The organism is Nitrosophilus alvini (assembly GCF_015100395.1).
Classification (GTDB): domain Bacteria; phylum Campylobacterota; class Campylobacteria; order Campylobacterales; family Nitratiruptoraceae; genus Nitrosophilus; species Nitrosophilus alvini.
In genome coordinates, this window is record NZ_AP022847.1 from 56,189 (window position 1) to 78,068 (window position 21,880).

General features: G+C 39.3%; 18 protein-coding genes. 13 read left to right on the top strand and 5 right to left on the bottom strand.

What is annotated here, in order from left to right; genetic code table 11:
* Positions 1–2: 2 nt before the first annotated feature.
* The 4 genes from purT to EPR_RS00365 form a co-directional block, all read right to left on the bottom strand.
* Entirely contained in the window at positions 3–1,259 is a 1,257-nt protein-coding gene (gene purT / locus EPR_RS00350) for a formate-dependent phosphoribosylglycinamide formyltransferase (protein ID WP_200762978.1), read from the bottom strand.
* 104 nt (positions 1,260–1,363) lie between these two features.
* A complete protein-coding gene (locus EPR_RS00355; protein WP_200762979.1) occupies positions 1,364–2,695 on the bottom strand; it encodes an APC family permease in 1,332 nt (443 codons plus the stop codon).
* Between the two features lie 133 nt (positions 2,696–2,828).
* Positions 2,829–3,041, bottom strand: coding sequence for a 30S ribosomal protein S21 (rpsU, locus tag EPR_RS00360; protein WP_200762980.1), 213 nt, complete (start codon positions 3,039–3,041; stop codon positions 2,829–2,831).
* Between the two features lie 55 nt (positions 3,042–3,096).
* The gene (locus EPR_RS00365; protein ID WP_200762981.1) at positions 3,097–3,498 is read right to left on the bottom strand and encodes a Fur family transcriptional regulator; all 402 of its coding nucleotides are present in this window, start codon (positions 3,496–3,498) and stop codon (positions 3,097–3,099) included.
* Positions 3,499–3,641: 143 nt separating this feature from the next.
* On the opposite strand from EPR_RS00365, the gene EPR_RS00370 reads away from it, so the two are divergent.
* The 11 genes from EPR_RS00370 (at position 3,642) to EPR_RS00420 (ending at position 15,774) form a co-directional block, all read left to right on the top strand.
* Positions 3,642–4,157 (top strand): ferritin-like domain-containing protein, encoded by a 516-nt coding sequence (locus EPR_RS00370; protein ID WP_200762982.1) that lies wholly within the window; start codon positions 3,642–3,644, stop codon positions 4,155–4,157.
* Positions 4,158–4,230: 73 nt separating this feature from the next.
* The gene (locus tag EPR_RS00375) at positions 4,231–5,256 is read left to right on the top strand and encodes a cytochrome-c peroxidase (protein WP_200762983.1); all 1,026 of its coding nucleotides are present in this window, start codon (positions 4,231–4,233) and stop codon (positions 5,254–5,256) included.
* A 135-nt stretch (positions 5,257–5,391) separates the two neighbouring features.
* Entirely contained in the window at positions 5,392–6,411 is a 1,020-nt protein-coding gene (locus EPR_RS00380; protein WP_200762984.1) for an aldo/keto reductase, read from the top strand.
* Between the two features lie 161 nt (positions 6,412–6,572).
* Positions 6,573–7,217, top strand: a complete 645-nt coding sequence (locus tag EPR_RS00385; RefSeq protein WP_200762985.1) for a recombinase family protein — start codon at positions 6,573–6,575, stop codon at positions 7,215–7,217.
* Positions 7,214–8,668, top strand: a complete 1,455-nt coding sequence (gene ccoG / locus EPR_RS00390; RefSeq protein WP_200762986.1) for a cytochrome c oxidase accessory protein CcoG — start codon at positions 7,214–7,216, stop codon at positions 8,666–8,668. Before EPR_RS00385 ends, ccoG begins: the two co-directional genes overlap by 4 nt.
* Positions 8,669–8,805: 137 nt before the next feature.
* Entirely contained in the window at positions 8,806–9,981 is a 1,176-nt protein-coding gene (locus EPR_RS00395; protein ID WP_200762987.1) for an NAD(P)/FAD-dependent oxidoreductase, read from the top strand.
* 73 nt (positions 9,982–10,054) lie between these two features.
* Positions 10,055–10,453 carry a rhodanese-like domain-containing protein gene (locus EPR_RS00400; RefSeq protein WP_200762988.1) on the top strand — a complete coding sequence of 133 codons (399 nt, stop codon included), beginning with the start codon at positions 10,055–10,057 and terminating at the stop codon, positions 10,451–10,453.
* Positions 10,454–10,665: 212 nt separating this feature from the next.
* On the top strand, positions 10,666–12,291 hold the full coding sequence (locus tag EPR_RS00405) for a CTP synthase (protein WP_200762989.1): 1,626 nt from the start codon (positions 10,666–10,668) through the stop codon (positions 12,289–12,291).
* The gene (recJ, locus tag EPR_RS00410) at positions 12,288–13,853 is read left to right on the top strand and encodes a single-stranded-DNA-specific exonuclease RecJ (protein ID WP_200762990.1); all 1,566 of its coding nucleotides are present in this window, start codon (positions 12,288–12,290) and stop codon (positions 13,851–13,853) included. The genes EPR_RS00405 and recJ overlap by 4 nt, the downstream gene beginning before the upstream one ends.
* 94 nt (positions 13,854–13,947) lie before the next feature.
* Positions 13,948–15,447 carry an NAD(P)/FAD-dependent oxidoreductase gene (locus EPR_RS00415; RefSeq protein WP_200762991.1) on the top strand — a complete coding sequence of 500 codons (1,500 nt, stop codon included), beginning with the start codon at positions 13,948–13,950 and terminating at the stop codon, positions 15,445–15,447.
* A 96-nt stretch (positions 15,448–15,543) separates the two neighbouring features.
* Positions 15,544–15,774 (top strand): hypothetical protein, encoded by a 231-nt coding sequence (locus tag EPR_RS00420; RefSeq protein ID WP_200762992.1) that lies wholly within the window; start codon positions 15,544–15,546, stop codon positions 15,772–15,774.
* 42 nt (positions 15,775–15,816) lie between these two features.
* On the opposite strand, the gene EPR_RS00425 is transcribed toward EPR_RS00420, so the two are convergent.
* Complete coding sequence (locus EPR_RS00425) at positions 15,817–16,548, bottom strand: arginyltransferase (RefSeq protein ID WP_200762993.1); 732 nt, start codon at positions 16,546–16,548, stop codon at positions 15,817–15,819.
* A gap of 108 nt (positions 16,549–16,656) precedes the next feature.
* On the opposite strand from EPR_RS00425, the gene EPR_RS00430 reads away from it, so the two are divergent.
* Entirely contained in the window at positions 16,657–20,607 is a 3,951-nt protein-coding gene (locus EPR_RS00430) for an HAD-IC family P-type ATPase (RefSeq protein WP_200762994.1), read from the top strand.
* A complete protein-coding gene (locus EPR_RS00435) occupies positions 20,597–21,871 on the top strand; it encodes an MgtC/SapB family protein (RefSeq protein WP_234697139.1) in 1,275 nt (424 codons plus the stop codon). Before EPR_RS00430 ends, EPR_RS00435 begins: the two co-directional genes overlap by 11 nt.
* The last annotated feature ends 9 nt before the right edge of the window (positions 21,872–21,880 follow it).

A 21,880-nucleotide genomic window follows, 5' to 3' on the forward strand; every position in this document is an offset into this window, starting at 1 on the left:
AACTACTTTCCAAGCAGTATATTTGCTATTTTCCTGAAGATATTTGACTCCTCGTTCTCCTCTTGCGCCGCTTTTTCCTCTACAGTTTCACGGTAATCTCTGTCTTTTATCTTTTCTATAAGAGTTTTTGCTCTCTTTAAAGCTTCCTGCGCTTCTCCGAATGTGAGTACAACTGCCATTCTTCTACCTTTGTGTGATTCAGGTTTGCCGAATATTCTTATGTAGGAGTCTTCTGCAAAACACTCCTCTTCGATATCAAAAACCGGATTGAAGCTTTCACTTTTGGCTTTATAAGCCGCACTTGCTCCCCCTCCGTAGAATCTGAATCCAAGAGGTAGTCCAAGGACGGCTCTTACATGCAGCGCAAATTCGCTCTGGCTCTGAGTTATCATAGTTACCATTCCGGTATCGTGTGGTCTTGGGCTCACTTCGCTGAAATAGACCTCGTCTCCTTTTATGAAGAGCTCTACACCGAATATTCCTCTTCCGCCAAGTCCGTCGGTGATCTTTTTTGCTATCTCCTGAGCTCTCTTTTTTGCCGTTTCGCTCATCTCCATCGGCTGCCAGCTGAATATATAGTCTCCATCTTTCTGGATATGGCCGATAGGTTCGCAAAATACGGTCTCTTTTTCATTTCTGGCTGTAAGAAGTGTGATTTCATAATCAAAATCTATAAACTCTTCTATGATAAGTTCACTCGCATCACCTCTTGCCTCTTTTGCTATCTCAAAAGAGTTTTCTATATCTTCATAAGTTCTGGCAACACTCTGCCCGTGTCCGGAAGAGCTCATAACCGGTTTTATAACGCATGGAAAGCCTATATGTTCCGCAGCTTCTTTCAGCTCATCTAAAGTCTTTACAAATCTGTAACCGCTGGTCTTGAGCCCAAGCTCCTCTGCCGCAAACTTTCTGATATTTTTTCTGTTCATGGTTTTGTTTACCGCTTCAGCGTTTGGTATGACTGTAAAGCCCAGAGCTTCGGCCTCAAAAAGTGCTTCTATGTTTATAGCTTCAATTTCAGGGAGAATATATGTGGGTTTTACTCTCAGTATCGTTTCAAGTACCTGTGATTTGTCTTTCATATCTATAACATAGCTTTCATTTGCTACAAGGTGCGCCGGTGCGTTTGGATATCTATCGACCGCTATCACTTCAATTCCCAGTCTCTGGGCCTCTATGGCCACCTCTTTCCCAAGCTCTCCGCTGCCTAAAAGCATAATTTTGACAGAGTTGTGTTTGAGAGGAGTGGTAAATTGCATAATTTTTCCTTTTTATTGTTTATGTTGCAAATTATACATTCAAATATATTTTTGTTTGATAAATCCGGTAAAGATAAAATATAAAAAGAGACTCTGCACTGTTGTTATCGCTCGAGATCTTTATTTTTTTTCTTTTTCAGATATTCAGGAAGATGGATGGTCTGTCTTAAGATGATTCTTTTTGTGACAAGTCTTAGAGTCACCTCTGTCATAAAAGCCAAAAACAGAGCTCCCATTATATAATACGGAATCTGTGGCATTTTTTTGTATGTATACATAAGTGTTAGTACAATGGTAGCTACCATTCCCAATATCGCAAGAGAAATAAGGTGCTTGTGGGCTTTTGTCTCCTCTGTTTTGAAAAGGTGTCCAATATGTACAAGAGCCTGTATGGCAAGTACGCATAGAGCGGCTATTGTGGTTATCTCGGAGAGATTCAGAAAAAGTATCATAGGCAGAGTTATTATCGTACTGACTATCAGCCCTTCGTATGAGTTAAAAACATTATATTCGTATATTTTTGGAAGTTCTCCTTTTTTTGCGAGGGTATATCCGATCTCGGTTACGGAGTATAGCGTGGCATTTATAGCAGATGCTGTTGATACGAGAGCAGCTGCGGCCATTATGCGAAAACCTGTATCTCCGAATATCGGTTTTGTGGCCTCGGCAAGAGCATACTCTTTTGCCTTAATTACTTCCGGAAGAGGCAGAGTACCAAGAACCACTATACTTATTGAGATATATAAAATAGCCACTATCGATATGGCTATTATCATAGCTTTCAAAACTGTTTTACTGGGATTTTCCATATCTTCTACCGTATTAGTTATTACGCTAAATCCCTGATATGCAAAAAATGTGAGTCCTACGGCAAAAAGCATATTTATAAGAGGCGGCATATCTTTTGCGCTTAAAAGTTCGGGGTCTATGAAAAAAAATCCCGTTATAGCAAAAAGAGATAATACCGCAAGTTTTATTATAACGATGATATTTTCTGATTTTGCCACAAAATTTGCTCCCACAAGGTTTATGACAGCAAACAAGATAACGATAAGCACTCCGAAGACATTTGACCAGAAGGGAGTATAGCCTCCCTGCAGGAAAGTGGATGCATAGCTTCCGAAAGACTTGGCTACGGCAGCAAGAGAAATAAGCTGGGCAAGATAGAAAAGAACACCCATGGAGCCCGAAAAAAAACCTTCGCCGTAACACTGTACCAGGTATTCGATTATCCCTCCTCTTGATGGATATCTAACGGCCAGTTTTGCCAGTGAATATCCGCTTAGAAGTGCTATGACTCCTCCTATGGCAAAAGAGAGCCATACTATATTTCCGGCTATGGAGCCGGCCTCTCCTATGATTATGAAAATACCTGCCCCTACCATAGAACCTATACCAATAAACACCGCGCTCCATAAACCGAAAGCTTTCTGCATGGCACCCCTTTAAAAATATTTAGAATAGATATTACCACAAAAAGAGTTATTGATATTTTTATTTTATGTGAGTTATAAAGAGTGTTTTGGCAGAAGTTGTATCGGTAGAAGCCAAAAGGCAAAAGCCTTTTGGTTACAGACGAGATTCGTATCGTCTGAGCATATATAGTCGTTTGAGCATTTTTTTGCGAGCAGCAATTTTCTCTTTTTTTCTTCGCTCAGTAGGTTTTTCGTAGAACCTTCTTGCTCTGGCCTCAGTAACTATCAAGTTTCTGTCGACCTGTTTTTTAAAGAGTCTGTATGCTTCCTCAAACGACTGATGTGGCTTAACGAGGATGCCAGGCATCTGACATCACCCCCTTCCGGTTAGATTTGGATATGCATTATATCAAAAAGAGATATTATTGACAAGAAGGACATACGCCTTTGAAGAGTATAGAGATATTTTCTATTTTATATCCGCTTAAATTTTCTGCTTTTTGTATGAATTTATCGGCGGAAATTTTTATATCTTCCACTTTCCCGCATTTCATACATAAAAGATGCGAATGATCTTCTTTGGATAACTCATATTTTGATTTTGAGTGGGGAATTTTTATCTCTTTTATAAGACCGGTATCGCACATAGTATTGATATTTTTGTAAAGTGTGGCCAGTGATATACTAGGAAAAAACTCTTTTATCTGCGTATACAGATCTTCTATACTTATATGCCCCTCTTTATCTATTATTTTTAAGATATTTATCCTCTGAGGTGTGACTTTGAGATCATAGTCTTTCAAAATAACCGTGTACTGTTTCATATCCATGTCCATTTTTTGTAAATTGGGATTTATCGTGATTGTACTATAAAAGATAAAAATTGTCAAAAAATAATAGCTTTTTTAAGGTTAATAGAGTAATATCTATAGTACGGACCATGAATAAATTTATAAAAGGAGAAGAGATGGCACGAAAAGGTATATCCATACTTAAAGGGATTGAGGCCGAAGAGGTAGTAAAACTTTTAAACAGAGCATATGCAGATGAGTGGCTAGCATATTATCAATATTATATAGAGTCAAAAGTTATAAAAGGGATTATGAAAGATGCTGCGATTGCTGAACTTGATCAGCATGCTGCCGATGAACTAAGACATGCCGATATGGTTGCCGGGAGAATTCTACAGCTTGGAGGCACTCCTCTTCTTAGTCCCTCTGATTGGCTAAAATATACAAACTGCGGCTATGAGGCTCCTGAAGATTTTGATGTTCTGAGTATTCTTGAAGATGCGATAAAAGGTGAACAGTGCGCTATAAGTATATATTCCGAAATTGCTAAAATAACTAAGGATAAAGATATAGTAACTTATGACATAGTATCGCAGATTCTTGCTGATGAGGTTGAGCATGAGGAGGATCTTCAGGCATTGCATGATGACATAAGAGAGTTTATTGAGCAGGTAAAAGGCAACAAATATTGAAAGGAAAAAAATTGTTAAAGGAATATTAATCTTTAAAATGATAAAATTTCAAAAAAATCGTTAGGAGGAAAAGATGAAACTACTAAAAAGTTTGGCTGTGATAACTCTAGGCCTTGGAATCAGCGCAATTGCAAGCGATGCACTTATAGAAAAAGCTAAAAAAGCAGGGTTGAAGCCTATCCCAAATGAGCTCAAAGAGCTTTATAAGGTGATAGATAACCCGAAAAATCCTCTTACAAAAGAGAAGATAGAACTTGGTAAAAAGTTATATTTTGAACCGAGACTCTCCAAAAGTGCTCTTATCAGCTGTAATACATGCCACAATCTTGCCATAGGCGGAGATGACAATATACCTGCGGCTACCGGACATAAATGGACTGCCAATCCTCACCATCTCAACTCGCCTACCGTATATAATGCAGTATTCAACGAAAGGCAGTTCTGGGACGGAAGAAGTCCTGACCTTGAAGATCAGGCCACAGGACCTATACAGGCTCCGCCTGAAATGGATATGCACAAAGATATGGCAGTCAAAGTTGTAAAATCTATGCCGGAATATGTAGAAGCGTTTAAAAAAGCCTATCCTGGTGAGGAGATCACTATTGAGACAATAGGAAAAGCTATCGGGGCATTTGAAAGAACATTGGTAACACCTTCAAGATTTGATGCTTACCTTAACGGCGACAGCAAAGCTCTTACCAAAAAAGAGAAAGATGGTCTCAAGACTTTTATAAAAGTTGGATGTGCATCTTGTCACAACGGAATAGGACTTGGTGGGTCTATGCAGCCGTTCCCTGTAGCAAAACCTTATAAATATGCAAACGTTGGTGATTTCAAAGGGAATAAAAACGGAATGGTAAAAGTTCCAACTTTGAGAAATATTGTAGATACTGCTCCCTATTTCCATAACGGTGCCGTATGGACTCTTGAAGAGGCTGTAAAAATTATGGGTGAGACACAGCTTGGTAAAAATCTAAGTAAAAAAGAGGTGGAGAGTATTGTAGCATTCCTCAACTCTCTTACAGGCAAAAAACCGTATGTTAAGTATCCTATGCTTCCAAGCTCTACAGATAAAACTCCAAAACCGAGTCTTGACTAAAAGCGGATTCTTCCGCTTTTAGCTACTTCTATTATCTTCTTTGCAGTATAATATTTTTTCATTCACAGATACACTTCCGATAACGGTTTACAAAGCAAATATTGATAACTAAAAGAGACTTGACAAAGGTTTATCATGGAATACAGATATATTGGAAAATCGGGCCTAAGAGTTACTCCTATATGTCTCGGTACGATGACGTTCGGGAGCAGTACGGGTAAAAAAGAGGCATTTGAAATACTGGATATCGCCTATGACAGAGGGATAAATTTTTATGATACCGCAGAACTTTATCCTGTCCCGCCGGAAGCCAAAACAGCGGGAGTGACTGAGACGATAGTGGGTGAGTGGCTTAAGACAAAACCACGAGATTCGATAATTTTGGCCACAAAAGTGGCCGGAGCTGCCAGTGGCTGGTTTGTTCCGCCAATCAGACACGGTTTGACTGCAATGGACAGATTTCATATAGAAAAAGCGGTAGAAGGTAGTTTGAAAAGGTTGCAAACTGACTATATAGACCTATATCAGATGCATTGGCCAGATACGGTAGTGCCGATAGAAGAGACAATGGAAGCCTTTGACAGATTGGTTCGAAGAGGGTTGGTACGCTATATAGGTACATCAAACGATACAGCGTATGGGCTTACAAAGGCGAATGAAATAGCAAGATTTAAAGGATTTGCCAGATTTGAATCCATTCAAAACAATTTTTCCGTACTAAATCCAAGATTTTTTGATGAACTGGCTACAGTATGTAAAAGAGAACAAGTCTCACTGCTTCCTTATTCTCCAATCGCCGGCGGTGTTCTGAGTGGAAAATACAATAACAAATTTATACCGGAAGACGCAAGATTTTCTGTATATTTAAAACATGGCAATAAAAGAGTCAGAACCCATGCGACAAAATTTTATAATGAAAAGACATTGAAAGCTACGGAACTATTTTTGGATGTGGCTAAAAAGTATGATATACATCCGGTCACTTTGGCTGTGGCCTATTCAAAATCTTTTGATTTTATAGCATCAACGATAATAGGGGCCAGAAAAAAAGAGCAATTGGACGCCTCATTGGACGCTTTGGAACTAAAACTGGACAAAGTTGTACTTGAGGAGATTAAAAAGATTCAGGCAGAAATTCTTTATCCAATGGGATAGGTTTTATAGTGTTTGATATGTAAAATGTTTCGTTATCTGCTTTTATAAAATCTGACGGGAAAATGATGCGACATATTGACTTTCCTCGCCAAATTTAATATACTTCCATTATGTAATAACAAATTGTTATTATCATTATAATTAGACATTATGGATAAACTATGAATGTGTCTTATCTCAGGATAAAAAACGAACGTTACGGTCTCTCTTTACAAGAGAAAAACATATATGATTATGCTTTGAAGCTTGGTAAAAAGATAGACTCAAAAGAGAAAGAGATCACTCCTTTAAACAAATCTCTGGAAGAGAGAGAACAGTTTATAGAGTTTCTTCGTTCTTTAAAAAAAGGAGATTCTGTTTTTGTATATGAACTGCCTGTTTTTAGCACAAGAGTGGGTGAGCTTGTAAAAATTTTAAATTGTCTCTTTAAAAGAGGTGTAGATGTATATATTTCGAAATATAGTATTAAAATAGATTCAAAGAGTTCGGCAGCAGATATGCTTGAGCTGTTGAACGAAATTAGAGAAAATTTAAAAAAAGAGAAGAAAAAGAGTCTTGGACGCCCGAAAGGAAGTATTTCCAGATCAAAATATGATGTTTTTAAAGAAGAGATAATAAAAAAACTGAAGGAGGGAAAAAGTGTGAGTACAATTGCAACAGAACTGGGTGTAAGAAGAACCTCTTTAAGGGACTATATAGAGTCCAGGGGACTTAAAGAGTTTGCTGCTGCAAAGGGGAAGGGGAGTGAAGAGAAAGTTTTTATTTTTGGTGAGAAGAGGTGTGAACTTATAAAGGGTGAAAAGTGAGTAGTGCATCCACGTCAAAGCCGAAATCCAAAACCAGCGACTACCTAAGAGGGTGGGTGCCATACAGATACAAGAGATATTTGTTTTACGGGGCTATAACGATAATAGCACTAGTATTGCCATTTATAAAGATAGGTGGCAACCATTTCTTTTTGCTGAATTTCGATCAGAAGCAACTGCATCTGTTTTTCGTCAGATTCGATATGCAGGAGCTGTACCTTATGCCATTCGTGCTTCTGCTGCTGTTTTTGGGGATATTTTTTCTAACCACACTGGGGGGAAGAGTGTGGTGCGGATGGGCATGTCCGCAGACTATATTTCGGGTTATATACAGAGATCTGTTCGAGACTAAACTGCTTAGACTGAGAAAAAGAATAGATAATAAACAGATAGAGCCTGATATGAGTAAACCTTCAAATCAGGCAAAAAAACTGATAGCTATACTTCTGTGGTCCGTTCTTGCATTTGTAGCGGCGGCGGATTTTCTATGGTATTTCATACCGCCCGAGGAGTTTTTCCAATATATCCAGAACCCGGGCGATCATCCGATACTTATGGGTTTTTGGATAAGTACGGCACTTTTTTTAATAGCAGATATCGTGTTTATAAAGGAGAATTTCTGTATCTATATCTGCCCATACGCAAGAGTACAGTCGGTAATGTACGATGATGATACCTTCCAGACTGTATACGACTATAAAAGAGGCGGTAAGATATATGAAGAGGATCCCCAGACACACCAGATAGTCAAAAGAGTAAAAAACAGAAAAGAGCTTCTGGAACAAGACCCGGAGGCAGAGTGTACATACTGTGACAGCTGTGTGCGAGTATGTCCTACCCATATAGATATAAAAAAGGGTATGCAGCTTGAGTGCATCAACTGCCTCGAGTGCGCAGACGCATGTACCAAAGTGATGGGGGCACTGGGAAAAGAGAGCCTTATCAGATGGACAAGCTACCACGCTCTTGAGAGCGGAGGAAAGACAAGAGTATTCAGATTCAGAGTGATAGCATACCTTGTGGCTCTTACCATAGTTCTAATAGCACTCTTCTGGATGGGGACAAAAAAAGAGAGTATGCTCCTTAACATAAACAGAACGAGCCAGCTGTACAAAATAACAGCGGACGGAAGAGTGGAGAACTCATATGTATTTTTGTTTCAGAATACAGATACAAAAGACCACAGGTACTATTTCGAGATAGCGGACAATAAAGATATAGCTATAAAAAGACCCAAAAAGCCTTTCAATCTGATAGCGGGTAAAAAGGTTAAAAAGATAGTTATACTCTATGCCAGAAAACCTCTGGTAAAAGAGAGCAGAAAAGATACGCCTATTCCTATTACCATCAGAGCGTATGCTGTTGACGACCCGAAAATATCCGTCACCAGAAAAACTGTCTTTGTCTACCCCAGGTGGGACATTGTTGAAAAGAAAATGAAAAAAAAGTAAAAAATAATACGTAAGCTAAAAAAATAACCGTATCGATACGAGTGTATCGTTATTCTTTACAATAGAAAACTTTCTGCAAGTCTGCGGTCGTAAAAGTTCGGCTGCGGACCTTTCTCCATACACGCAAAGGAAAATAGATGGAAAAAAACATTTTGATTCTCGGAGGCGGATTTGCCGGAATAGAAGCCGCGATACAACTAAAAAAAGAGGGATTTAAAAATATCACTATTGTAAGCGATAGAGATTATATGTATATCTATCCAATATCCATATGGATTCCGGTTCATGACGTGGAATTTAAGGATGTTACAATCCATTTAAGCGAACTTGCTAAAGTACACGGCTTTGAGTGGGTTCTTGATGAAGTTGTACAGATAAAAGCCAAAGAAAAGAGAGTTGTCTGCAAAACGAGAGAATTTGATGATTTTGATTATCTGATAGTTGCAATAGGTGCGGGAAAAGTTAAACATGAGGGGATAGAAAATACTCTTTCAATATGCGGTAAACCGGAAGAGTCTTTAAAAATCAGAGACAAAATAGATGAACTTGTAGAAAAAGGTAGCGGCAAAATTGCAATGGGTTTCGGAGGAAATCCCAAAGAGAGTTCAGCTGTAAGAGGCGGACCAGCTTTTGAAGTTCTTTTTAATGTGCACAATTATCTTAAGAAAAAAGGAGTCAGACAAAATTTCGAACTGACATTTTTTGCTCCTATGGAAAAACCCGGAGCCAGAATGGGGCCGCAGGCACTGAAAATGATGGATCTTTTCTTCAAAAAATTGGATATTAAAAAACATTTCGGCAAAAAAATAAAAAGATTTGAAAAAGATGGAATTATCTTTGAAGATGAAAGCAGACTGGAGAGTGATTTTACTATGTTTATACCGGCAAATGCGGGACACTCTGTATTTAAAAACTCTGATCTTCCCTTAACGGAAGCCGGATTTATAAAAGTTAATGATTACTGTGAAGTTGAGGCATTAGAAAACGTGTATGCAATAGGAGACAGTGCAAACATAGAAGGGCCGGACTGGAGGGCAAAACAGGGGCATATTGCTGAAGTTATGGCAAGAAACACTGCAAATAATATTGCGTTGAAAGAGGGTATGAAAACAGGCAAACCAAAAGGGTATAAAGAGCATCTGAATATTCTTTGCGTTATGGATAGCGGTGACGGTGCCGCATTCGTATACAGAGACGATAAAAGAGGTATGATGATTCCGATGCCGCTGATAGGTCACTGGCTCAAAAAAGGATGGGGTTGGTACTTTAAAAATTCAAAACTTGGAAAAATTCCTAGATTGCCGGGGTTGTAGGAGTTTTTATCTTTTTTTAAAACAGACGTACTATAATGAATTTAGTGGGAAAAATTTGATTAAAGGAGTTCATATGACAAAACTTGACCAGTCCATTTTGGAGAGAATAGAAGCGGCGATATCACTAGATAAAGAGAAACCGGGACTAGGAAATGTGGATATTCACAAAGCTCAGGAGCTTTTAACCGAAGTGGGTGCTGTTTTTTTGGATGTAAGGCCTCCATCTAAAGTTACGGGAGAGAATGCACAAGAAGCGAATGTACCTAATGCTTTTTATACTCCTTTTACCGAATTTACTGAATATCTGGATGTTTTACCAAAAGATAAGACTACTCCGATTGTCACTGCTTGTCTAAAGGGATGGTTTGCAAACAGGATAGCCGGTTATCTGGAAGTTTTAGGATATGAGAATGTTTATGTTCTCGATACTGATATAGAAGATTTTATTGAAATATACAAAGCGGCAAAATAGATTTTCATATATCAGAAAAGTGAGGCAATCACCGGCAGAGAAGAGGAAAACTGTCGGTAGATTGTTCTTCTGTGGTAAAACTTCACTCTCCTGGCTTAAAGGAAACTGTTGAGAGCTGACATGGTTTGATTTTACCGTATATCAATTATCAAACTGAAAGTTTATTTTTGTTAGAATTCCCAAATTAATTTAATAGCAGCAGGATTTTTGGCATGACAAAATATATCTTTGTAACGGGCGGCGTTCTCAGCTCTTTGGGGAAAGGTATCTCAAGCGCAAGTATAGGTACTCTTTTAAAACACTCTGGACTCGGCGTAAGTATATTGAAAATAGATCCGTATATAAACGTTGACCCCGGTACCATGAGTCCGCTTGAACACGGTGAGGTTTTCGTAACTGCTGACGGGGCTGAGACTGATCTTGATATAGGCCATTATGAAAGATTTCTCAATGTCAAACTCTCCAGAAAAAACAATTTTACAACCGGACAGGTTTATATGTCCGTTATAAAAAGAGAGAGGCAGGGTGATTATCTTGGAAAAACGATACAGGTAGTACCTCATATAGTCGATGAGATAAAAAATCGGATAAAAAAAGCGGGGAAAGGGCACGATATTCTTATCGTCGAGCTTGGAGGAACGGTTGGCGATATAGAAGGACTTCCGTTTCTGGAAGCTATCAGGGAACTGACTCACGAGCTGGGTACACACAAAGTACTCAATATCCATGTAACACTGGTTCCATACATCAAGGCAGCGGGTGAGCTCAAAACAAAACCCACACAGCACAGTGTTCAGGAGCTCAGACGTATCGGTATAACTCCGGATATGATAATCGCCAGATGTGAAAAGCCTCTTCCAAAAGATGTAAGAGAAAAGATAGCCAGAAGCTGCGGTATAGATATTCACGGTGTTATTGAAGCAAAAGATGCGGAAACCATATATAAAGTCCCCCTCAATTTTCTGCGGGAAAATGTGCTTGTACCAATCTCAAAACAGTTTAGACTCGGTGATCTGAAGCCTGATATGGATGCATGGGATATGCTTGTCAAAAAGATAATAGCACCGAAAGAGGAGACTACTATCGCATTTGTCGGAAAGTATCTCGGGCTCAAAGAGTCGTATAAATCCCTGACAGAAGCCCTTATTCATGCCGGGGCAAACCTTGATACTAAAGTGAATATCAAATGGGTTGACAGTGAACTTCTGGAAGCGGAAGGCCCTGAGGAGCTTTTAAAAGATGTAAAGGGCGTCCTTGTAGCAGGAGGTTTCGGAGAAAGAGGCGTTGAAGGTAAAATTGAGGCTATCAAATATGCCAGAATCAATAAAATACCTTATTTGGGTATATGCCTCGGTATGCAGCTCTCCATTATAGAGTTTGCCAGAAATGTTTTGGGTATAAAAGATGCGAACTCTATGGAGTTTGATAAAGAGACAAAACATCCTTTCATATATCTGATAGACGAGTTTATCGATCAGCTTGGTAATAAGCAGATAAGAACACACAAAAGTCCTATGGGCGGTACTATGCGTCTGGGAGAGTATCCTTGTGAAGTGAAAGAGGGCACGAAGCTCTGGGAGGCTTATAAGGGCAAAAAGATAATTTACGAGAGGCACAGACACAGATATGAAGCAAATCCTGAATATAGAAAAGAGCTGGAAAGTGCCGGTATGATAGTAAGCGGTGAGTCAGATGGACTAATCGAAGCGGTTGAGATTGAAGATCACCCGTGGTTTGTCGGCGTTCAGTTTCATCCTGAGTTTACATCTCATCTGCAAAACCCAAATCCTCTTGTAACCGCCTTTATAGAGAGTACGCTAAAAAATAAAGATTTATGATAAGTCTTGATAAAAAGACTCTCTTAGAGATTCTTCAAAAGCGTTTTTCGGAAGGTTTTTTAAAACTTTCCGATATTCCCCATCCGAAGACAATGAAAAATGTTTCCAAAGCTGCATTGAGGATAGCCAAAGCTATAGAAAAGAAGGAAAAGATAGCTATAGTTGGTGACTATGATGTTGACGGCGTTGTATCCTCAGCTCTTATGTGGGATTTTTTCGCATATATAGGATATCCTGTAACAGTTAAAATACCTAACAGATTTAAAGAGGGTTACGGTGTAACAAAAGAGCTTATCGAAAATCTCGATGCTGAACTAGTAATTACGGTAGATAATGGGATAAATGCTATAGATGCGGCAGAATTTTGCAAAGAAAAAGGTATAGACCTTATTATAACGGATCACCATACTCCCGGTCCTCTGATTCCTGACGCATATGCAGTTGTAAACCCGAAGCAAGAAGGGTGTTCTTTTGCGTATAAAGAGATATGCGGAGCACAGGTAGTCTGGTTATTGATAGGTCAGATAAAGTCTGTTTTAGCTTTAGATATCGATATGAAAAGGTATCTTGATATCTTATCTTTGGCGGTAATAGCAGATGTTATGCCGCTTAGACATATCAACAGACCCATTGTGGCAGCCGGATTGAACTTTTTGTCAAAGTCCGAAAGAGAGTGTGTAAAAGCTTTGAGACTTTTTTTGGGAAAAGAGAGCTTTTCTGCCGAAGATATAGGGTACATTGTAGCACCTCTGATAAACAGTGCAGGCAGAATGGATGACGCTTCCGTCGCTCTGGATTTTTTACTTTCAAAAAGTGCTGAGGAGGCAGGTGAGAGACTCTCTTTGTTGTCTTACTTCAATTCTCAGCGAAAAAAGATAGAAACCGAAGTTTTCAATGAAGCGTCAAAAACAGTTGAAGACAAAGAGAGTGTTATCATAGCAGCGGGGAAAGAGTGGCATGAAGGGGTTGTTGGAATTGTTGCGTCAAGATTAGCGCAGAGTTTCAAAAAACCGGCCATCGTTTTGTCCCAAAACGGAGATTTATTGAAAGGGAGCGGAAGGAGCTATGCAAATATAGATCTCTTCTCAATTATTAACAGCGCAAAAGAACATTTGTTGAAATTTGGAGGACACAAAAAAGCGGCAGGCCTTTCGCTTGAAGTAAAAAACTTTCCGGATTTTAGAAATAGTATTGCAAAAGCTTCAGAAAATATTCCCTCCGAGTGGCTTATAGAAGAGAACAGTATTTTAGGTGAACTGAGTTTTAGATTTATAGACTGGGAGACAATGCAGATTTTGGATAGATTTGCACCTTACGGAGAGTCAAACCCTCTGCCTAAATTTTTTTGTTCAGATGTGGAAATTCTTGATGCGAAGCTTGTAGGCGAAGAGAAAAATCATCTGTCGCTTTATCTACAAAAAGATGGAAAGAGATTCAGAGCCATTAAATTCAGGCACAATAAACTGCCAGAAAACGAGAAAGCAGATATAATTTTTACACTCCAGAAAAACTACTATAACGGAATTAAATCAATTCATATCAATATAGATAATATAATTTAAAATTATTGCTTAAAGAACCTTTATATTGTTTAAGGTTATTTTATAGATAAACTATTATAATTTTATAATCACACCACCATTTTAAGGAGCTGTTATGAAAAAAAGGATCCAAAAAGATGCTCAGGAGATTATTGAGGAGTATCTGAAAAAAGAGGGTATATCAAGAAGGGATGCCCTGAAAATTATGGGTCTTGGAGGTGCCGCAGCATTTATGGGAGGCGGTACGACCCAGGCAGATGCGGCGACCGAGGCAAAAGCTGCAAGTAGTGCGAAAGGAAAGATAGTTATTGTAGGCGGAGGTCTTTCCGGTGTTGCAACGGCTGCAAGACTTAGCAAACAACTCGACAATCCTGATATCACCATAATAGAGCCAAATCCCAGAAGTGTATCCTATCAGCCGGGTCTTACACTGGTAGGCGGTTATGAATGGACGCCTAAAGATATACTTTATCAGACAAAAGACTTTATACCGAAAGGTGTAAAATGGGTTCAGGATAAAGTTGTTGAGTTTGACCCTGACAACAATAAGGTAAAAACCCAAAAAGGTGAGACAATCTCCTACGATTTCATGGTTATAGCGGGGGGACTTGAACTTGATTTTGGCAGAATCAAAGGGCTTGAAGAGGTAGGCACTCTATATACATTGGGACAAAATGAGAAAGCTGCACAGATATTCGGTGATAGCGGGGCGAGTTCAATCTATTTTGTGGATGGCGCCGAACTTATGAAGAAAAATATTAAAAAATTTATTGAAGATGCAAAGGCCGGCAAGAAGGTAAAAGGTATCTTTACCCATCCAAATACTCCTATAAAATGCGGCGGTGCACCTAAAAAGATAATGTTTCTTACAGATTCACAGCTGAGAAACGCAGGAGCAAGAGAGAATGCGGAGCTTACATTTTATCCGAACGGTTCAAAAATGTTTGGTGTGCCTGAATACAATGATGCAATATTTAAACTTTTTGAAGAGAAAAATCTCAAATATCAGTTTGCCCATAACCTCACTGAAGTGGATCTTAATGCCAAAATAGCCGTTTTTGATCATCATTGGAAAGAAAAAGGCGAATGGGATCCGGATCTTGAAGAGTATACAGAAGTCGTAAAACATGAAAGAGTAGAGGTTCCTTTTGATCTTCTTCATATAACTCCTCCAATGAAAGCGCCTGATCTAATAGGAAAATCTCCTGTAGGAAGCTCAAAAGGTTTTATACCTGTAACATATGAGACGTTGCAGCACAAAAAGTATAAAAATATCTTCTCTTTGGGAGATATTGCGGCTGTTCCTCTTGGAAAAACCGGCGGAAGTGCAAGAAAACAATATAAAGTTTTAGTTGAAAATCTGATTTCCGTAATGGAAGGAAAAGAGCCAACTGCTCAATATAACGGATATACGGTTTGCCCGTTGATAACAGAGATAGGCAAGGTTATGCTTGCTGAATTTGTATGGGCCGATCCGGCAAACGGAAAATATAACGGAATCGTAGCTCCTTCGTTCCCGCTTGATCCTACAAAACCAAGATGGATTTACTGGGTGCTTAAAGTTTACCTGCTAAAACCGATGACACAGTTCGGGATGCTAAAAGGGCTGGCGTAAGCCGCTCTTTTGTCCCGTCTAGAATCTGCACTTTTCTTATCAATAATCTTTTTATAAGAAATATTAAACAAGTATTAAAAACTTCAAAGGGTATCAATGAAGAAGATTTTAATTAAAGAGTTGTTTATATATATAGCAATTTTTCTGTTTCTTGCCATCGGTATGCACTTTAAAGAGTGGATAAGCCATCCTGTTGAACACATCAAAGCGCTTCCGTCAAGTGAGTTTGGACCGTTGCACCCTTTTTTGTTTGCTTTTGGAGGGTATATTTTTATATTGATAATAAGACTGTTTGTGAAGATAATAAGAAAAGCGATAAACAGATAAAGAGTCATCACTCGCAAAAATCAACTGACTGTAAACTTTCAGTTACTTCCATTCTGGCTCTTTGTCAAGAGGCGGGAATCCGTCAAGAAGCTGATAAGGTTTGAAATTTGTTTTGTATGCAAAAGATTTGCACCCTTCCACCCAATATCCCAGATATATCCATTTCAGACCCATCTTTTTGGCTAGGTCTATCTGAACCAAAAGAGAGTAGACCCCCAGAGACAAGTGGGAATAATCCGGATCATAGAAAAAATAGATGGAAGATATGCCGTCGTCAACAATATCGATAAGGTCAACTCCTATAAGTTTTTTGTCTTTGAAGTAGAGTACCTCTTTGCCGTAATCATAAGCTCCTTGTACAAACTCTTCATAATAACTTTGTATATCGATTTTATGATAAGGCCAATCATCTTTTTTGCTTTTATATTGATGAAACTTGTTGTAAAGCTCTATATGAGAATATGAGACAGAAGGTTTTTGTATAGCAATATATGTATCACTGTTTCTTTTTATAGTTCTCTTTTGGGAACGGGAGTATTTAAAATTTCGAACATCTATCCTCAGACTTTTGCATTCATTACAATCTTTGCAAATAGGGTGGAAATAAGAGTAACCAAACCTTCTCCATCCTCTTGCTATCAGTAAACTGCAAAGTTCTTTGGAAGCATTAGGAATAAATTTGTAATACATTCTCGTTTTTCTGTCTTTGAGATAAGGACATTTATAATCGAGCATGCAAAAATCAACCGATTCAATTTTATAACTGTTTTTCATAATGCATATTATACCAGCAACAGGGGTAAATCGAAAAAATTTATTAAATTGCATTTTAATGATATTAGACTATAATTGATAAAGCGGGCCTGTTTTAAAGGAAGTAGAATGAATAATGAGATATTAGGTCAGTTTCTGCTTTTTATGGCTTTGATTTTCGGTATGAGCTATCTACTTGCAGGCCTTCTAGAACGGCTGAAAATTCCCGGTATTCTCTCTGCTCTTTTTATAGCTATGGCCTTGCACTATACTCCTTTGAAATCTATGATGACTACAGGACCTATAGGTGATGTATTTACTGCACTGGCTGAACTAGGCGTACTGTTTTTACTCTTTTTTATTGGTTCTGAAATTGATATAAAGCAGATGCGTTCCCAAAGTAAAGATATTGTTGTTGCAACAGTATTAAATACGATTTTTCCTTTTATTTTGGGTGTAGCTGTAATGATATATCTGGGATATGGATGGATGATAGCCTTTGTTATCGGGGTTACAAGGATGCCAACTGCAGAGGCTGTAGTTGTTCCCATACTTGATCAGTTCAGACTGACACGTACGAAAGTGGGCAGTTACATTATAGGCGTTGGAGTATTGGATGATGTAATAGAAGTTTTTCTTGTAGCTTTTGTCTCTGTTTGGATAGGAACGCTGCAGGCCGGTACAGGCTTTCTGGAAGGAGATATATTAAAAATAGTTTTTCATTTGATCGTATTTGTACTGTTTGCATGGGTGGCAAGAAGATGGATTTTAATACCTCTTTCCAGATGGCTTGAAACAAAAGTATCAAATCTTATTTTTTTAGCCATTATTACACTTTTTCTTTTCGGAGGATATGCAGAATATTCCGAGCTTGGACTGGTTGTTGGCGCTATTACGGCGGGAATGCTTATGCAGCCTGTTTTTGATGCGGCCAATAAAGCGGGACAAAGAGCTGCTTATGCCATACGCGCTGTAAGTTATGGATTTTTCGGGGTAATTTTCTTTTTATGGATAGGGCTTAGCATAGATCTTGAAGGGCTGATCAAGTCGCCTGAACTTGCAATTTTACTTTTTTTAGCTGCTTTTTTGGGAAAACTTATAGGTATTTTTTTGATGGTTCCTATGAAGAAACTATCGCCGAAAGAAGCATGGGTGATAGGAATAGGACTAAATGCAAGACTTACGACGGAAATAATCGTTGCAAAACTTCTGCTTGATGCGAAGATTATCGATGTAAAACTTTTTACAGCTTTGGTTGCAGCCTCCTCTCTTTCTACGATTATAGTTCCCATATTTTTCTCAGCATTGGTTGTCAGATGGAAAAAAGAGATTTTTGTTTCCTTACCCCAAAAAGTAAAACCCAAAGCTGCTGAGAAAAAGCCGACTGTGCCTGCTTGGTATGCAAAAAAGCCTGAAGAAGTAGCTTTGCTGTTGCATACGGATCCCCAAAAAGGTCTTTCCGAAGATGAAGCAAGAAAACGCTTTAAAATTTACGGGCCAAATCAACTGAAAACGGCTAGAAAAGAGAGATGGTATAAAATCCTTCTCCGTCAGTTTTCCGATATATTGATAATTATACTGCTTATTGCAGCGGCAATCGCCTATGCGATCGGTGAAACAAGCGATACCTGGACAATACTTCTCATTGTTCTGTTAAACGGAATTTTGGGTTTTGTGCAGGAGTATAGAGCCGAAAAGGCGATCGAAGCGCTTCAAAAGATGCTGAGTCCCCGTTGCAAAGTTATACGCGAGGGCAGAGAAAAAGAGATCGAGGCACGCTTTCTGGTGCCGGGCGACCTGGTAAAGCTGCAGATTGGCGACAAAGTTCCGGCAGATTTGAGACTGATAGAAGCGGTAAATCTCAAAGCCGATGAATCCGTTCTTACCGGAGAGTCTGTTCCCGTTCCGAAACAGACAGACCCTGTACCGGAAAATACTCCTTTGTCAGGTAGAAGCTCTATGGTTTGGATGGGTACAAATATTACAAATGGATATGGCAAAGGTGTAGTAGTCGCAACGGCTATGCGGACTGAATTCGGAAGAATCGCGAAAATGACAAGCGAAGTTGAAGAGACCAGAACGCCTCTGCAGAAAAAACTAGCAGTTCTTGGGAAAAAACTGGGTGTAATCTCTGTCGCTATATCGGCATTTGTTGCTATTGCTGGCTATTTTCTCGGAAAAGATCTTATGGAGATGTTTCTGACAGGAGTCTCTCTTGCTGTTGCAGTTGTCCCGGAAGGGTTGCCGGCAGTAGTAACAATAACTCTTGCATTAGGTGTAAAAGCGATGGTCAAGCAGAATGCACTATTAAGACGCCTTCAGGCTGCAGAAGCGCTTGGTAGTGCAAATTTTATCTGTACAGATAAAACCGGTACACTTACACAAAACCAGATGACTGTTAAAGAGATAAGGTTGATGGGGCACAGGTTACAGGTTACCGGAAGCGGATATGAACCGAAAGGCAGTTTTTTAGAAGAGGGTAAAAAAATCGATCCAAAAAGAGAGCCTGATCTGATTGAACTGCTAAAAACCGGTCTTATATGCAATCATGCATCCCTTTATAAAGAAAATAGTGAATGGAAAATAAGCGGTGAACCCACGGAAGCATCTCTTATCGTAGCGGCATATAAGGCGGGAATAGTTCTTTCGAATGAAAAAATTATTAACGAATTTTCTTTCAATTCCGATAGAAAAAGAATGAGTGTAATAGTAGAGGAGAACGGAAAAAAGATCGCTTATATTAAAGGCGCGCCCGAAGTTCTCATCCAAAGAGCATCCTGGTATCTGGAAAACGGAGAGAAAAAGAGACTTGATGAAGATGCGAAAAAGAGGTTTGAGGAGTATTTTGGAGAGCTTGCAAAAAAGGGTCTGAGAACCCTCGCATTGGCTCGACGCGAACTGCCTGATGATATTCGTCTTGATGCAGAAGATGTGGAAAAGAATCTGACGCTGATAGGCGTTGTAGGGATTATCGATCCTCCTCGTCCTGAAGTACCAGAGGCAGTGAAAATGGCAAAATCCGCAGGGATAAAAGTTGTTATGATAACAGGGGACGCTCCTCTTACGGCTTTAGCTATAGCAAATGCAGTTGAGATGAAGTCAGAGGAGGTAGTCGTAGGTTCAGAGCTTGATAAAATGGATGATGAAGAGCTTGTTTCGCTTCTGAAAAAAGAGGCCGTTTTTGCCCGAACCACACCGGCACACAAACTGCGAATCGTATCGCTTTTGCAGAAGGAGAAAATGATTGTCGCTATGACCGGCGACGGCGTCAATGATGCGCCGGCTCTGAAAAAAGCGGATATCGGTATAGCTATGGGGCAGAGGGGAACAGATGTGGCAAAAAGTGCCGCGGATATGATACTGCTTGATGACAATTTTGCGACGATTATAAATGCCGTAAAAGAGGGACGAAGACAGTATGATAATATAAAAAAATTTGTCACATATCTACTTTCTTCCAATACCGGTGAAGTAATGGCTATATTTATAAACATACTTTTGGGCGGACCCCTTATTTTGCTGCCTGTACAGATTCTTTGGATGAATCTGGTAACAGACAGCCTGACAGCTGTCGCTCTGGGTATGGAAAAAGCTGAAAAAGGAATTATGAAGCGTCCGCCCCTTTCTGTAAATGCGCCTTTTCTACAGACAAGGGGAGTCATTATGATACTGTTGCTTGGAGGTTATATAGCTGCCGCTACGCTTTGGCTTTTTCACCACTATCTCTCTCTCGAAATGCCTCAGGCACAGGCTGTTGCCATGGCTCAGACAGCAGCCTTTACGGGCATAATAATACTTGAAAAGGTGAATGTATTCAATTACCGTTCTTTAAAAGATCCCATTCCTTTTATAGGCTTTTTCTCAAATCCATGGTTGATAGGTGCCTGGCTTTTGACTGTAGGAGCACAGGTTGCGGCTGTGTATGTACCTTTTTTACAGCAGACCCTTCATACCGTGCCTCTTCGCCTTGCTGACTGGGGATTGATTTTTGCTGTTGCAGTTCCGCTTTTCGTTGCGGTAGAATTGTACAAATGGATCGAAAGGTTTATAGCCGGAAAAAAGGAAAATAGTGGTACTTGAATATAGTATTATCAAATCGCTGCTGATAGCGTTGGTATTGGGATTTGTGATCGGTATGCAGCGTACACTTGCACATATGCAGCAAAACCGTATTCCTTTTGCCGGTTCTAGGACTTTTGCATTGATTTGTCTGCTCGGATATCTTTCCGGATGGATGCAAGAGTATATAGAAAATATCGTTCCTTTAGCTATATCTATACTAGGGGTTTTGATAGCGATATCCTACTATATCAAGGCGGCTATAGGGGGCAAAAAAGGTATAACTACGCAGATTGCGGCATTGATTACTTATTTTTTGGGATTGATGATCTATTATGATTTGGAAAATTATGCGGTATTTTTGGGTGTGCTTATAGTTATACTGCTTGATATAAAACCGAGACTTCAGCGTTTTGAGTCACATCTAACCGCCGCCGATATAAATGCCGCAATTTTGCTTATGGCGATGAGCTTTGTTGTTTTGCCGGTACTTCCCGACAGGATGATGGGACCGTATAATCTATTCAATCCCTACAAGACATGGCTTATGGCCGTAATTATAGCAGCTATCTCTTTTGTTGGATATGCGGCTATAAAGATACTAGGTAACAAACGGGGAGTATTTCTTACAGGTGCTTTTGGAGGGCTTATCTCTTCTACCGCTGTTTCTATCACACTTTCTAAGCTTTACAATTTTCAAAAAGAGTATATAAGCAATTATGCGGGAGGTATTGCAATCGCCTGTACTTTTATGTATCTGCGGGTACTTTTTGAGGCGGCCGTGATCTATCCGGGACTTGCCGAAAAACTTGTTCCTGCTTTTGCGGGAGCTGCTTTGGCAGGGTTTGGTTTCAGCTACTATTTTTATCGCTTTTCGCGAACAGCCGAGATTTCATTTGAAAACAGTGCAATTATGAAAAATCCTTTACAACTCAGTGAGGCAATAAAATTTGGAATTTTATTTGGACTTATTTATGGAGCCATCGCTTTTGTAAAAACAAAATACGGGGATGTAGGAGTATATGTGGTATCTTTTTTTTCCGGTATTACCGATGTGGATGCCATTACGCTTTCTCTTTCTGAGCTTTCAAGAGAACAGAAACTTCACCTGAGTGTTTCTATGAACGGCATAGTCATTGCCTCTGTAACAAATTCTATTGTAAAACTGGGTATTGTATATTGGCTTGGGGGAAGACATCTGGGATGGAGATTGACTCAGTTTTTTGTTGTAACTTTGGGGATAATGGGTATAGGTGTTTGGGTTTCGGAAAATTTTTTTGTTTAAGAGGGCAGA

What these genes read in the sequence shown, in the direction of transcription:
- EPR_RS00395 (WP_200762987.1), top strand. Translation starts at nt 8,806, where the DNA reads ATGGAAAAAAACATTTTGATTCTCGGAGGCGGATTTGCCGGAATAGAA.
- EPR_RS00365 (WP_200762981.1), bottom strand. Translation starts at nt 3,498, where the DNA reads ATGAAACAGTACACGGTTATTTTGAAAGACTATGATCTCAAAGTCACA.
- EPR_RS00355 (WP_200762979.1), bottom strand. Translation starts at nt 2,695, where the DNA reads ATGCAGAAAGCTTTCGGTTTATGGAGCGCGGTGTTTATTGGTATAGGT.
- EPR_RS00405 (WP_200762989.1), top strand. Translation starts at nt 10,666, where the DNA reads ATGACAAAATATATCTTTGTAACGGGCGGCGTTCTCAGCTCTTTGGGG.
- recJ (WP_200762990.1), top strand. Translation starts at nt 12,288, where the DNA reads ATGATAAGTCTTGATAAAAAGACTCTCTTAGAGATTCTTCAAAAGCGT.
- EPR_RS00425 (WP_200762993.1), bottom strand. Translation starts at nt 16,548, where the DNA reads ATGAAAAACAGTTATAAAATTGAATCGGTTGATTTTTGCATGCTCGAT.
- EPR_RS00400 (WP_200762988.1), top strand. Translation starts at nt 10,055, where the DNA reads ATGACAAAACTTGACCAGTCCATTTTGGAGAGAATAGAAGCGGCGATA.
- EPR_RS00420 (WP_200762992.1), top strand. Translation starts at nt 15,544, where the DNA reads ATGAAGAAGATTTTAATTAAAGAGTTGTTTATATATATAGCAATTTTT.
- EPR_RS00380 (WP_200762984.1), top strand. Translation starts at nt 5,392, where the DNA reads ATGGAATACAGATATATTGGAAAATCGGGCCTAAGAGTTACTCCTATA.
- EPR_RS00430 (WP_200762994.1), top strand. Translation starts at nt 16,657, where the DNA reads ATGAATAATGAGATATTAGGTCAGTTTCTGCTTTTTATGGCTTTGATT.
- EPR_RS00370 (WP_200762982.1), top strand. Translation starts at nt 3,642, where the DNA reads ATGGCACGAAAAGGTATATCCATACTTAAAGGGATTGAGGCCGAAGAG.
- EPR_RS00415 (WP_200762991.1), top strand. Translation starts at nt 13,948, where the DNA reads ATGAAAAAAAGGATCCAAAAAGATGCTCAGGAGATTATTGAGGAGTAT.
- EPR_RS00375 (WP_200762983.1), top strand. Translation starts at nt 4,231, where the DNA reads ATGAAACTACTAAAAAGTTTGGCTGTGATAACTCTAGGCCTTGGAATC.
- EPR_RS00385 (WP_200762985.1), top strand. Translation starts at nt 6,573, where the DNA reads ATGAATGTGTCTTATCTCAGGATAAAAAACGAACGTTACGGTCTCTCT.
- purT (WP_200762978.1), bottom strand. Translation starts at nt 1,259, where the DNA reads ATGCAATTTACCACTCCTCTCAAACACAACTCTGTCAAAATTATGCTT.
- rpsU (WP_200762980.1), bottom strand. Translation starts at nt 3,041, where the DNA reads ATGCCTGGCATCCTCGTTAAGCCACATCAGTCGTTTGAGGAAGCATAC.